This window comes from Paenibacillus sp. FSL H7-0331 (genome assembly GCF_001956045.1).
Map to the genome: position 1 here is coordinate 19,610 of NZ_MRTH01000016.1, position 13,841 is coordinate 33,450.

At 43.2% G+C, this 13,841-nt stretch carries 10 protein-coding genes; 5 read left to right on the forward strand and 5 right to left on the reverse strand.

Translation table 11 applies throughout. The features are described 5' to 3' along the window. Nucleotides 1-264: 264 nt before the first annotated feature. A complete protein-coding gene (locus BK127_RS22530; protein WP_179097574.1) occupies nt 265-2,217 on the forward strand; it encodes a leucine-rich repeat domain-containing protein in 1,953 nt (650 codons plus the stop codon). On the opposite strand, the gene BK127_RS22535 is transcribed toward BK127_RS22530, so the two are convergent. The 5 genes from BK127_RS22535 to BK127_RS22555 form a co-directional block, all read right to left on the reverse strand. Then, nucleotides 2,214-5,351, reverse strand: a complete 3,138-nt coding sequence (locus tag BK127_RS22535) for a hybrid sensor histidine kinase/response regulator (protein ID WP_076233925.1) — start codon at nt 5,349-5,351, stop codon at nt 2,214-2,216. The two genes, BK127_RS22530 and BK127_RS22535, sit on opposite strands and share 4 nt — an antisense overlap. A 118-nt stretch (nt 5,352-5,469) precedes the next feature. Continuing rightward, complete coding sequence (locus tag BK127_RS22540) at nt 5,470-7,422, reverse strand: FtsX-like permease family protein (RefSeq protein WP_076233781.1); 1,953 nt, start codon at nt 7,420-7,422, stop codon at nt 5,470-5,472. Beyond that, nucleotides 7,412-8,173, reverse strand: coding sequence for an ABC transporter ATP-binding protein (locus tag BK127_RS22545; protein WP_076233782.1), 762 nt, complete (start codon nt 8,171-8,173; stop codon nt 7,412-7,414). The genes BK127_RS22540 and BK127_RS22545 overlap by 11 nt, the downstream gene beginning before the upstream one ends. Before the next feature lie 100 nt (nt 8,174-8,273). Further along, a complete protein-coding gene (locus BK127_RS22550; RefSeq protein WP_076233783.1) occupies nt 8,274-9,278 on the reverse strand; it encodes a sensor histidine kinase in 1,005 nt (334 codons plus the stop codon). Continuing rightward, nucleotides 9,271-9,966, reverse strand: coding sequence for a response regulator transcription factor (locus BK127_RS22555; protein ID WP_076233784.1), 696 nt, complete (start codon nt 9,964-9,966; stop codon nt 9,271-9,273). The genes BK127_RS22550 and BK127_RS22555 overlap by 8 nt, the downstream gene beginning before the upstream one ends. 240 nt (nt 9,967-10,206) lie before the next feature. On the opposite strand from BK127_RS22555, the gene BK127_RS22560 reads away from it, so the two are divergent. The 4 genes from BK127_RS22560 (at nt 10,207) to BK127_RS22575 (ending at nt 13,826) form a co-directional block, all read left to right on the forward strand. Beyond that, nucleotides 10,207-10,548, forward strand: a complete 342-nt coding sequence (locus tag BK127_RS22560) for a zinc ribbon domain-containing protein YjdM (RefSeq protein ID WP_076233785.1) — start codon at nt 10,207-10,209, stop codon at nt 10,546-10,548. 289 nt (nt 10,549-10,837) lie between these two features. Then, nucleotides 10,838-11,749 carry a dihydrodipicolinate synthase family protein gene (locus BK127_RS22565; RefSeq protein WP_076233786.1) on the forward strand — a complete coding sequence of 304 codons (912 nt, stop codon included), beginning with the start codon at nt 10,838-10,840 and terminating at the stop codon, nt 11,747-11,749. After that, a complete protein-coding gene (locus BK127_RS22570) occupies nt 11,746-12,405 on the forward strand; it encodes a GDSL-type esterase/lipase family protein (RefSeq protein WP_076233926.1) in 660 nt (219 codons plus the stop codon). The genes BK127_RS22565 and BK127_RS22570 overlap by 4 nt, the downstream gene beginning before the upstream one ends. Before the next feature lie 8 nt (nt 12,406-12,413). After that, a complete protein-coding gene (locus tag BK127_RS22575; RefSeq protein ID WP_076233787.1) occupies nt 12,414-13,826 on the forward strand; it encodes an ABC transporter substrate-binding protein in 1,413 nt (470 codons plus the stop codon). Nucleotides 13,827-13,841 lie beyond the last annotated feature (15 nt).

Here is a 13,841-nt window from a genome sequence, read left to right on the forward strand (position 1 = left end):
CTTTACTACTCAATTGATAAAATGGCAAGAGGATATTTATGGTGTTGTACCGATGCGTTTAATCAGGCTTTGAAAGCACCTGTTCCACGGGGAACAGCAGATTGCAATAGAATAGCTCAGGTTGCACTAGCTTAATGGAAAAGGCATACATTTCCGATATAAACTGTAACACGAAGTGAAGTCTATATAACAGTACAGGGGGAATGTATGATGTTCTTAAATTCTTTTAGAAAGAGGACCCTCATCCTGATACTTTTGCTTGTCATGCAAATAGGTTCCGTAAACAACGCAAAGGCGGAGGGGGTGGCAGTAGATCGAATTATCAAAGATCCCCAACTTGAACAAATTATTAGAGATATAATAAATAAACCTCATGGGGATCTTACGCCTTTAGACCTTATGCAAATCAAGCAGTTAAAAGGCGATCACAAAAAAATAGAAAGTCTCGAGGGACTTCAATTCGCGACGCAACTTACAGAGATTTCGTTGCCTAATAATCAAATCACCAATCTAATTCCAATTAAAAACTTGATAAATTTACAAGAGGTTTATTTCGCGTCAAACAGGATCACAGATATTACACCAATTTCAGAATTAACCAATTTATTGAGAGTTTCGTTTACAGCTAATAGGGAGATATCCGACCTGACCCCTATAAAAAACTTGCAGCATCTTGAATACGCGGATTTTAGTATTACCAATGTATTAGACTTGAATGCACTCTCCAATCTGCCCAACCTTAAAAGATTGGAACTAATGAGTAATAATTTCTCAGACCTTAGTCCTTTAGCCAATCTTCAATCATTGGAACGTCTCGGCATCGGCAGCAATAAAAGCATCTCCGATCTATCCCCTTTGAACGGGCTCATTCATCTTCAAGAGTTATGGATTACGCAAGATAAGCTTACAGATATATCTAGCTTAGCAGGGTTAGAGAGCCTTAAAGAATTACATGCTTACGCGAATAACATCCAAGATATCTCCGCGCTTCAAAATTTAAAAAACTTAGAGATCGTTAACCTATCTAATAACAAAATTCAAGATATATCTCCATTATTGAAATTGAAAAATTTAAAGAATGCCGACCTTTATGATAATCCTGTTCCTGACGAAGCGTTGAAAGAACTAGCCAGACACACTAGCCTTAATATGATGAATCTCAACACCAATCAGCCCCAATTGGAAAAATCGAATTCTCCTCAGCTCTCAGCTAAACCCATACTGTTTAGAGATGTCAATCCAAGTGATTGGTTTTACGAAGACATTCAATGGGCTGCAGGGAAAGGGATGATCGCCGGATATGATGACGGAACATTTGTTCCAGATGCGAAGATTACAGAAGCTGAATTTTTAAAAATGCTAATATCGTTGTATATCGGGGATTTGTGGAAGAAAAATGATTTGCATTGGTATGATGGGTACTACAGATTTGCGGAGGAACATAAATGGGATGTATCGGGGTTGTCCTATTTAAAGGCCAAATCGGTTGATTATACCGGTCCTATTCCATCCGAAAAGCCGTTTATTCGTTTGGAGGCTGCCATGCTATTATTGAACGCTGTCGGTAAAGAAGCAGACGCTCCAGATGAACTGATTTGGGAAATGTACAACCGGAAATTTTCCGAGGGCAAAACGGACAAAAGCGTCTATGGGTTTCAAATAAACGATTTGCTAACCCGTGCGGAAGCAGTATCCCTGCTACGGAAATTTAAAGAAAACAACCTCAATAATGAGCTGCTAACTGTCAGTCAATCCGTTGAGGCTAATAGGGTTTTGTCGATATCAAGAATCTCTTCCGCAATTCAACAACTGGCTTCAACTAAAGGATATCAAGTAAAGCAACCAGCGGCTTTAAACAGGTGGGTGAGAGAAGAGGGGAACATCAACCAAATGATTAGAGTAAATTCAGAAAACAACCCCAAATTCTTATTCAGCGTAATGGTCTACGCGGAACAAAATCAGTATTCGCATATCAACATGTCCATATCGGATGATGCGCGGTCGTTCGCAAGGGAGCTGCTGGATTCGATCCTTGATCATCAACCATACAAAAGCTCTATTATAACTGCATTTGATTTGATGCCGCAGGCAACATCGCGATCAATGGATGTGGATCTTCCATATAATCATTCAGTTGTTTATTTTGACACAAATAGCTTCAATATCAGGTTATATGAGTACGACAAAAAGCCTTTTGGATATTCTGAGCGGTTTTAATTTCTCGTCTTACTATGGTTATTCGGAATGGCAAAGGAAACGGTAGTACCTTCATAGGGCTTACTGCTAATAGACAAGCCCTTACCGTATAATTGTGTCAATCGTCGATTCGTATTGGAAAGGCCAATTCCGCTCTTTCCCTTCATTGTTGGACTCAACAGTTGATTAGCCAGTTCTTGTTCCATACCCTTGCCATCATCTTGTACTTCAATCAGCGTGAAGCTGTCTTGGCGGGTAATCCGAATATGAACTGTGCCGCCTTTGTTTTGACTCAGGAGGCCGTGCTTGACCGCATTTTCAATCAGCGGCTGTATGGAAAGCGGGGGAAGAAGCAAGTTGATGAAGGGCTCCACCTCCCATACGACAGACAGCCTGTCCTCAAATCGTACTTTTTCAATATACAAATAGGCTTCGGCAAGCTCCAGCTCACGGGAAAGCTCGACCTGTTCCCCCGTACTTAGAAAATCAAAGCTGATCCGTAAAAAGGAGGCAAAAGCATCACTTAGATCTCGCATCTTTTCCGTGTCTATCTCACTAAGCGCCATAATGGAATTCAGTGTATTGAATAAAAAATGAGGATGAATTTGTGCCTGTAGGTAGGCGGCTTCCATGCGTGAACGTTCATGGATGGATTGCTTCAGCGTGATCAATGCCCGGATTCGGTATTGGAGTTCCAGCGCATCCACAGGCTTGGTCACATAATCGTTGGCTCCCGACAAAAATCCGGTGTAGATGTCAGCAGGCTGACTGCGTGCGGTCAACAGCAATACAGGAAGCTCCGATACGGAGTAATGCTCCCGGACTCTCTGCGTCAACTCGTAGCCGGACATATGGGGCATCATGACGTCGGCAATCAGAAGATCCCATTGTGCAGTACCGAGTAATTCCAACACCTCGCGAGCTGATGTAGCTGTCGTAATGGTATAGGGCTCTGCGGAAAGAATACCTGTAAGTACACTCAGGTTAACGGGATCATCATCAACAGCAAGTATATTCATCTTTCCTTCATTCAATAGCGGAGGGATAAGCACGGAAGCTGCCAATTCACTAATTGCGGTGTCTGGAAAAACAAATCCTGCGGGCCCGGCTTCAATTCGATCTGCTGTTTGGCGTAGAGGTAGAGGTTGCTGCGACAAAGGGAGATTCGACATGTTCACTAACGGCAGATCAAAGCTAAATACGGAGCCCTTTCCCAGCTCCGAGCGAACAGTCAAAGCACAGCCGTGCAATTCCACCAGCTGCTTGCATATGCTTAAACCGAGTCCGATACCCCTCCCATCGCTTATTCCATAGGAACCTTGTTCATAAGGAAGAAACGCTCGCACCTGTGTATCCTCATCCATGCCGACGCCGGTGTCGGAGATATGGATGAAGGCATGCTCGTCCCGCAGCTCGGCATAGACGGAGATGTGTCCTTCCTCCGTATATTTGAGGGCGTTGTGCAATAAATTATACAAAATTTGCACGAGTCTCTTCTCATCGGCCATAACCGGAGGCATCGTTTCTGCAATATCTATATGCAGTTGGACAGGCTTCCCATCTATCATAAATCTGAGCATACCGACGATACCGGGAATGATCGCTTGAATCTGCAGGGGCTCCTGCTGCAGGACGATGCGGTGTTCCTGGAGCCGAGCGACATCAAGAAGATCACCGAGCATATGCGACATGCGGCGGCTTATGGTGATGAGCAGTTCCATGTCTTTAAGGCTTCGCTCATTCATGGTAGCTTTCTCTTTAGTTACAACGGTTTGAGCGATATTCATAATGCCGTGCAGCGGCGTTCTCAGTTCATGCGACGTATTGGCGAGGAACTGATCTTTCAGCTTATCGGCCTTTTGCAACTGCTCGTTAAGCTTGGTATTTTCCTTGGATTGACGGAAGTATTTTTTAAACCAGTAAGTAGAAAAACCAATAATGGCGGCTATTATATCAATCGGATAATAAACGATCGTAAACTCTCGGATAGAATCCCATAAGCTCCACAGAAAATTAGACACAATGCCAGATGCTGATAACAGCAAGTAGACGGTGTCGTTGTCGGATTGCTTCCTGAAGATCATGGTTCCTGTTATATAGACAAACCAGACAAAGGGCAATAGATAGAAAAAAGCAAATATCTTGAGCTCAACCATTCCATTCACCAGCGGAGCCGATGCGGCCAATAAGAATCCTGAATAAGAAATGAGCACTACCGTGTATACTCGCAACCATCTGTTGTGTGGAGGTGCCGAAGAGAATCTTCTGAACACAAGAAGAATAAAATAGGTTTGCCACATGAGGGAGAGCAGCTTGATTTTCAGTGCCCACGTATAATTAATCGGCAGCCATAATAAGAGCAGGTTATCATGCCCTACCACAACCGAAACACCAACCGCCAGCGTTAACAGACCGACAAACAACAAAGCCCGCTCTTGAGGATTAAATACATAGAGAAGACTCGCGTACAAACCGTGAAGCAGCAAAACAATAAACGAAACCAGCTGAAAACCGATGGAATACCAACGTACGTAGTCAATCGCTGCTTGAGAGCCAAAGCGAATGGTCCGCAGGATACCACCGTTGTAAGGATCGTCGAAGTTAGCTACTCGAATGAGCAGTTCAATCTCTTGAGTGTCTTCCACAAAGTAGGAGGCTGTGTAAGAGACTTTTCTCGGTTTGTAGTCCCGAGCGTTGTCCGCAGGCTTTCCAAAATTGGCCGCAACCAGCCCATTGATCTCGACAGTTGATGCAGCTTGGATTCCTTGAAGCCAAAAAGCGACAGGCTGGTCCAGTGGGTCGATTAAAATACGCAGCCGATACGTTCCGTACCCATACGATGAACCGGAGCCATTCGTCAGCGCGCCGCTCCAATCTCCCGGAACCTGAATATAACGAGATTCGTTGTCGGCCAACCGCACATCCTGATGAGAAACCAGTTTAGCAGGGTAAAACGCCCATTCACCATTTAACGGGATTGTAGGGGAATTCGTTAAGTCCATGCCGCGCATGTCGAGTACACCTTGGATAATAGGAGGGGGCTCCGATGTAGAGAAGGTTTCGGACCAAGTCCATCGCAAGGCAAAGAGTACACTAAGAAATATGACAATCGCGGCTATATATTTTAGGGTGGATTTATTTTGTATTTGCATCATCATACAAAGAAATTCGACATAATTAGTGTGCGTTCCTCTATTTCCATTATTAAGATACACGGATTGAACGACACAAAACCCCAGAGCCTTAGGATCTGGGGCGTGTGTTTCATCCTTATTAAAGTGCCTCTTTAATGACCTTTTTGTAATAAAAGACGGATAGTATCCCAAAAATCGAGTACAGCGCTGCATAGAGGATCATGACTATAATCATCGGTGTCCAGAGCTCAGATCCAAAAAAGAACCAGCCGGATTGGACGGCAAAATAACTGTGGAGCAGCCCTACGACCAAGGGGATTCCAAAATTAAAGACTTGCTTCGCCCGAATGCCCTGTAATAAATCGCCCTGCGTGAAGCCAAGCTTTCTTAGAATCGTATAACTGGACCTTTCATCTTCACTTTCATCCATTTGTTTAAAATAGAGAATACAGCCGGATGTAATCAAAAAGGTCAGTCCCAGGAAGGCAACAATAAACATGATGAGTCCCATATTTTGTTTCTGGCGGTTGCTCATTCCGAGTTGCGAATCGAAGGCATTGTTATCGTCAAAGCTCATCTCGTTAAACAGTTTGTTGGCTGCTTTAACCATGGCCTTATCTTGGATCTCAATACCGATATATAGGGAAGAGGCTATTTGAATGGCTGGATTGAGATCTTTTTTCAAGCGCTCAAATATGGCTTCGTCTACAATGGCAACGGGCAAGCCGCCGCTCGTGAAATAACCCGATATAGGAGCATCGATATGGAGCCGTTTATATTGCTGCGGAATGACCTCATGCTGACCCTTCAATTCAATAGCTCCAGCGTCTTTCATGGGCATGAATTTCTGCAGCATGCCACTGGAGTCTGTGAACAGCGTCTCATCAGCGGACAACTGGATATTGTCGACGGCCCGCTCACTAATAACAGGCAGGGTCATGACCTTCGGATCAAACTTTGCATTCATTTCTTTTAGATTGGTGTCCATGATTTTCTCTGTATTAACGGCTACCTGTAGGACATCAACGGTTTTGTCTGTGTACCCAATATGATTGGCAGTTAATGCTTTTTTAAATTTCTCTGCATCCTGGATATTGGTGATTGAGAAATCTGCAGGAACATACAATTCGGCTGACCTTTCGGCGGAGTAGTACGAGATGTAGCTTAACGACAATAAACCGATGGCAAGCCCGGATACAGTTGTAATGATAGTTAGTAAAACTGCATTCGATTTCATTCTGAACATAATAGAGGAAAGCGACAATACCTCATTAATGTTTAAGTAACCTTGTTTCTTTTTTCGAATGATATTAAATATAAAGCTGACAGAGCCTTTATAAAAAAGATAAGTCCCGAATATAACGGACCCGAGAATAACAATCATCGCTGAGAAGAGCTGATTCATCGTGGTGAAGTCTCCACCAAATAATTTGGAAGAAAGATAATAGCCAACAAGGATCAGAATGATCCCAAGCATTCCGATAATCATTTCAAGGAGGGATACTTTTTTTAATTTACCTTCTGTAAGGGAAGTCACTCTAAATAAGGATAAAATACTTTGTCTTTGGATGAACGTATAATTCATTAGCATGATGAAGAGATAAATGATAAAAAACACAATCAGTGTCTGAACAAGTGCCTGGTAAGAAAAATGTAGGGCTGCAATAGCATCGACACCTATCGTTTTAAAGAGAATCATAATAATTAATTTGGATACGGAGAATCCTACAAAGATCCCCAGTAGTAAGGAGCCAAAATAAAGGATAAAGTTCTCGGCCGTCAGGATGCGGAATATCCTGTTTTTGGTCATCCCTATAAGTTGAAACAAGCCAATTTCTTTACTGCGTCGTTTGATAAAGATGTTGTTGGCATATAAAAGAAAGATAAAAACAATGGCGACAAGTAAGATAGATGCTGCTTTAATGGCCGCGGCCCCTTTAATAGACCCTTCTAATTGCTCCATCGAGGGGTCATATTGTAAGGTGACAAAGGCGAAGTAAAGCGCGGCACTGAAGATTAAGGCAAATACATACAAGTAATAATTTTTCAAATTCTTTTTCAGATTGCGAAGCATGAGCTGATTAATACTCATTCTGCACCCCGCCTAATACACCTTGGGTTTTCATGATATCTTTAAAGAACGTTTGTCTCGTTTCTTCCCCTTTATTGAGCTGCGTATAAATTTGCCCATCCTTGATAAAGATGACTCGACTGCAATAACTGGCTGCTACCGGATCGTGAGTTACCATAATAATGGTAGCCTTTCTTTTCTGATTTAATTCGCTCAGCTTATTTAATAAATCCGAAGCGGATTTGGAATCCAGTGCACCTGTCGGTTCGTCAGCAAAAATAAGGCTGGGCTCATGAATAAAAGCCCGTGCAGCCGAGGTGCGCTGTTTTTGCCCACCGGAAATTTCGTTCGGATACTTATTGTGCAGATCCACTATCCCCAGTTCTGTCGCAAGGGCTTGGAATCGCTGCTCGGCTGCTTGTTTGGATGTTTTGGTGATGGATAACGGCAGAAGGATATTTTCCTTGACGGTCAGCGTATCTAATAAGTTGTATTCCTGAAAAATAAAGCCCAAATGATTTTTGCGAAATTCGGCTAACTGCTTTTCCTTCATGCCCGAAATTTCAATGCCTTCAATTTTAATGGTGCCGCTGCTGATCTTATCGATCGACGAGAGAACGTTAAGCAATGTCGTTTTACCTGAGCCGGATGCACCCATGATACTGACGAATTCACCTTTCTCAATACGTAAATCCAGACCGCTTAATACGGATTGCTGATTCGATTTATTGCCATAGCTTTTGTGAATTTTATTAGCTTCCAAAATAATCATATCGATACACTCCCTTGTCTCATTGGTCTTATTATAAGAGAGTCTGCCTTTCTTATCCTCCGATTGACCGAACAAAACAACAAAGCATGTGACATTGTTGTCACACGCCTGTGATCCGAACAAATTCATTTTTTTGTGGAAACGTTAAGGTGAACGTTGTTCCTTCTCCCACCACAGATTGTACCTGGATATGGATGAGCAGCGACTGTGCTGCCTTGTGGGCCAAATATAACCCCATGCCTGTTGCGGCATGGTCTTGATGCATGGCTGTGGAGGTAAACCCTTTATCGAATATGCGCGGCAGATCCTTGGGATCAATGCCACGTCCACTATCTTGCACCTCGACGAGGGTTTGATCCGCACGCTGATAGCTTCTGACGATGATGTCGGATGCTGGGCTGTATTTCACGGCATTGGTTAAGAGCTGTCTGAGGATAAAGGCCAGCCATTTGGCATCACTAAGCACCTCTGCTGCTTCTAACTGAATGTCAAAGCCGATCCCTTTTTGAATACACCAGGACTGCAGCGTTCTGATTTCGTTGAAAATAATCGTTTCCAGATCGGTGTGCTCGATATACAAATCATTTTCTATAAACGGAATGCGCCTTTGGTGGAGCTGCTGGTCGAGCAGTAGATGAATGCGCAGCCACTCATAAGTTAAATGTGTTTTCATCATGTCGTCGTCCAAGCGATCAATCATTAGGTGCATCGCTGTCAGCGGCGTTTTAACCTCATGAATCCAGGATAACAAGTCATCCTTCTCTTCTTCCAGAGCGATCTGGTTTCGCGAAGCGGTCTTTTTCAGGAGCTCGATTTGATTCGTCATACTGGTATCAATAATTTTCTCGAATGGACTTTCCGGACTGGCGATACTCGTTAAATCCAGATTGTTGTCCCGTTCTTCCAGGCTTTTATAGAAACGGGTCTCAGTATGGTAACGAATCATCAAAAAGACTGTAAACACGATCATCGATAAAAACACCATATAGAGGATGGATTGGAGCGGGATGGTCGGATCCATATAAGCGACGAAGAGGATCAGCAGCTGCTGGCATATAAAAAGCAGAATCCAGCTGCGTCTTTCGATGAGATAGGTTTTAATCAAACGAATTCGCCTCTTCAGCAGCCATATAACCTTGCCCGACCTTCGTCTCAATAAAGCGTCCCAGTTCAAGCTCATCCAGCCTTTTACGCAGACGATTTACATTGACAGTAAGGGTGTTATCGCTTATAAAACGCTTATCCTCCCACAAGCTGTTGATGAGCTCATCCCGGCTTACAATCTTATTCTTCTTCTCGATAAGCAGCTTTAATATGAAAATTTCGTTTTTGGTTAGCTCAATCGAGCCTGCCTCATTGGTTACTACATTTTTCTCATAATCCACAGCTGCGCCGCACCATGATTTGAGCTCAACGGGGTCCGTATTGTAGTTGTATACACGCCGAAGTATCGCTTGTATTTTGGCAATAAGCACATCAAAATGAAAGGGCTTTTGCATATAATCGTCTGCGCCCAACTGCATGGACATGACAATATCCGTTGGGTGATCGCGAGAGGACAGGAAGATAATCGGAATATTCGAATGGGATCGAATCATTCTACACCAATGAAAGCCGTCGAATTTTGGCAATTGAATATCAATAATGACCAGATCGGGTTTGATCTCTGTGAATTCCTGAATGACCTTACTGAAATCAGTAATCCCATATACATCATAGGACCACTGCGACAATCGATCCTTGATCTCAGTAAATAAAGTTGTGTCATCTTCGATTAATAAGAGTTTGAACAAATCGTTTCACCACACAGTTAGATTGATTTATGGTAATTGTATAGTAAAATCTTTGGGTATGCCACATAGGGCATGTCCCCCAATCGCATGGTCATCCATGTAACCATAAAAGTATGCTATCATTAACAGACATCAATTCATCATGGAGGAATCAACTTGAGCAGGATGCCCAACATACTCGTGTATAATTGGGAACGGGGATATTAAATCTATCAAAATATGAATGGAGCAAACGAAATCATGTCTAGTTTACCAAATTGTCCAGCATGTCAGTCGGAATATACGTACGAGGATGGAAGTTTGTTGATTTGCCCGGAATGTGCGCATGAATGGAATTTAGAATCGGAGTCCGAACATAGTGAAGATAAAAGGATTGTTAAAGATGCAAATGGTAATGTCTTGAACGATGGTGATTCGGTAACGGTAATCAAGGACCTTAAAGTAAAAGGAAGCTCATCCGTCATCAAAATAGGAACACGAGTAAAAAACATACGTCTAGTTGATGGGGATCACGATATAGATTGCAAAATTGATAGCTTTGGAGCTATGAAATTAAAATCCGAATTTGTCAAAAAGATATAAAATCAGCTGAACCCAACAGAACAGGTAAGTATTGGAGGCCCTTTAATTTGAAGGGCTTTTTCGTATTTGAAAAGCTGCATAGGGATGGAATTAATGATCCATAATAAGGGATAATCAGGCGAAATAATGCCTCTCCCGGGAATCCATTACCGAGAATTTACATCAGGAGGTTTTAATTAGGAGGAAATAATTTTCAAAATATATTTATTGGTGAAATTAATTTACAGACCCAAAAAATTGTGATATGTTATTTATGCTCACATTATAAAAACAACAGGAGGGGAATTCATTGAAATTAGAAAAGTTCCATGGAATCATACCAGCCTTTTATGCATGCTATGACGATCAAGGAGATATCTCAGAAGCCAGAACCCAAGCTCTGTGTGATTATTTGTACGAAAAAAAGGTCCAGGGGGTCTATGTCGGAGGAAGCTCCGGCGAGTGTATTTACCAAAGCCTGGACGAACGTAAGGCGGTACTTAGCTATGTAGCGAATCATTTGAAAGGGAAAATGACGCTCATCGCCCATGTAGGAGCACCCTCTACGAGAGACAGTATTGAATTGGCCAAGCATGCGGCAGCATTGGGATACGATGCTTTATCAGCCATTCCTCCTATTTATTTCAAGCTTCCCGATCGTTCTGTATTCAAATATTGGACGGATATTATCGAAGCAACGCCTCTGGACTTCATTATTTATAACATTCCGCAAACTACGGGCTACACGTTAACGACATCCTTGTTCGAGAAGCTGCTCGCTAACAAAAAGGTGATCGGCGTCAAAAATTCCTCGATGCCGACGATGGATATTGAACGATTCAAAAAAACAGGCGGAGACGAAGTTATCGTATTCAACGGCCCGGATGAACAGTATGTGGCTGGAAGAATCATGGGCGCCGATGGTGGGATTGGCGGCACCTATGCTGCTATGCCGGAGCTATTCCTACAGGCTAATCAATTCATCCTGCAAGGTAAGTTTGAGGAAGCCAAGCACATCCAGAGCGATATCAACGACATCATTATTGCACTGTGCTCACAGAGTGGGTCGATGTACGCCGTGATCAAAGAAATACTCAATAGAAGAGGTGTCAATGTAGGTAGTGTAAGAGCGCCGCTCGAAGGCATTTCCAGTGAGGATTCAGGTCCAATCGATGAGATTATTGTGATGATCGATCAGGCTATTCAACGCTATTGCCAATGAGGCCATTAACGAACAAAACGATTGTATGCTTTGGGGACTCGAACACTTGGGGCTACAACGCCGAAACGGACGCTAGGTTCGATGAAGCGACGAGATGGACGGGGCTTCTGGCTGCTGAGCTTGACAGCTCGTACCGTATTATCGAAGAGGGTCTCAGCGGTAGAACGAGTGTAAGTGAAGATCCCTTGTTCGAAGGCTTGTCAGGACTATCCTATCTGTATCCATGTCTGATGTCGCATTCACCATTGGATTTGATTGTCATCATGCTCGGAACCAACGACACGAAAGCTCGCTTTCATTTAACTTCTTATAATATTGCTCAAGGTATTGTTCGACTGGCGAAGAAAGCCAGAGGAACTACGTCAGGTATAGACGGTAAATCTCCAGAGGTGCTGGTAATTGCCCCGCCTCCGATAGGTGAGAAGTATGTGGACACCTCAGTAGGCAAATCGATGGGAACTCAGTGCAGCCAGAAATCGTTGGAGCTCGGGGAACATCTGAACGATCTGCTGAAGGGAACGGACATTCATTTTGCCGATTCCAAAGCAGAGGTTGTCATGAATGAAATTGATTATATGCATTTGGATAAGGATGGGCATCGTCAAATGGCGAAATTTGTGCGGGGTCAAATCACAAGTATTTTAAATGAAAGGTAGATGTATACATGAAAAGAAAACGCCTACTTGCTGCTACTGGCGCTTTGATGATGTTGACTTCGGTTATTGCTGGCTGTTCAGGCGGAAATAACGAAGCTAATAGTGGGGCCAGTGCAGGGCAAGCTTCTGCCGGTAAAAAGGTTGAGATCAAGGTATGGCTGACGCCTCAGTGGAAAGGTGTTTTGGATGCATCGGAAAAAGGTGCCGACTATGACAGCTTCCTTAAATATGCAGCCGAGAAATTCACAGCCCAATACAAGAAATATGATGCAAAAGTAAATGTGGAGGTTATTGCCGGCGATCAACGTGATCAGCTTCTTAACGTAAACTTAAGCAGCGGAACGGCTCCAGATGTATTTTTTGAGAGCGTTTTTGCAATGGGAGATTATGTGCACCGCGGTACCATGGTACCGTTGAACGATATCGTCGATGACAAAGCCAAAAGCGATATTTCCCAGAGCTATTGGGATGCGGTGACCTTCGGCAAAGATATTTATTTTTATCCGTTCCAGCACAATCCCGGCACGTTGGTGTATAACGCAGATATGCTTAAAGCCGCAGGCTTGGAAAAGTTCATCGGCGGAGAAAACGAAATTAAAACGTGGACTCTGGATGAATACGAGCAAATCCTGAAAGGGCTTAAAGACAATCTGCCCAAAGACAAATATTCCAATGCGTATCCGATGTCCTTATTTGCTGTCAATAACCAAGGAGATACATGGAATCTTGCCTATCTGAGAATGTTTGGTAACAAATTTTTTGATGATAAGGGTAATGTGGCTCTGGATGATGAAAAGGGCGTCAAGGCGGCTGCTTGGCTGAAAAAAATCAAAGATGCGGGTTATACGAATCCGGGACCAGAATCGGTATCGTCCAATGATGCTAACGGAATGTTCCAGAATCAGCAGCTCGCGATCAGCTTCACGAATCCGATCTTGTTCAACAACATGAAAGTTGGCATGGATACAGGCAAATCTACCAAGTTCGATATTAGACTGGCCAACATTCCGTCCGCAACTGGAGAGCCGCTGTCCTTTACGTATGTGGTTGGAGCCAGCGTATTCCAGAATAAAGATGAGAAAAGAGTCGAAGTGGCGAAAGATTTCGTAAAATTCTTCTCTACGGACCCAGAACTGGTGAAGTCGTCCAAAAACGGTATTCCTGTAAGAAGCTCTGTTTCGGATGAGTTCAAGAACGAAAAGCCGTTATTTGCCGCTTACAATGCCAATTCCAAATATTTGTTTAATTTCACCGGCAACGTCCCTGGCTACAGCCAGCTGAGAGAAGTTCTTTATCCGGGACTCCAAGCTCTGTATACAGGAGCCAAGACACCGGAGCAGTTCGTTAAGGAGTATCAGACTGGCGGTAACAAGGTGATTCAAACCAACAAAGAGAATTCGATCATTTACCAAAAAAAGTAATCCCGTAAATAAACA

Coding starts and splice junctions, on each gene's coding strand:
- BK127_RS22545 (WP_076233782.1), bottom strand. CDS start 8,173: ATGATTATTTTGGAAGCTAATAAAATTCACAAAAGCTATGGCAATAAA.
- BK127_RS22540 (WP_076233781.1), bottom strand. CDS start 7,422: ATGAGTATTAATCAGCTCATGCTTCGCAATCTGAAAAAGAATTTGAAA.
- BK127_RS22570 (WP_076233926.1), top strand. CDS start 11,746: ATGAGGCCATTAACGAACAAAACGATTGTATGCTTTGGGGACTCGAAC.
- BK127_RS22575 (WP_076233787.1), top strand. CDS start 12,414: ATGAAAAGAAAACGCCTACTTGCTGCTACTGGCGCTTTGATGATGTTG.
- BK127_RS22560 (WP_076233785.1), top strand. CDS start 10,207: ATGTCTAGTTTACCAAATTGTCCAGCATGTCAGTCGGAATATACGTAC.
- BK127_RS22530 (WP_179097574.1), top strand. CDS start 265: ATGCAAATAGGTTCCGTAAACAACGCAAAGGCGGAGGGGGTGGCAGTA.
- BK127_RS22535 (WP_076233925.1), bottom strand. CDS start 5,351: ATGATGCAAATACAAAATAAATCCACCCTAAAATATATAGCCGCGATT.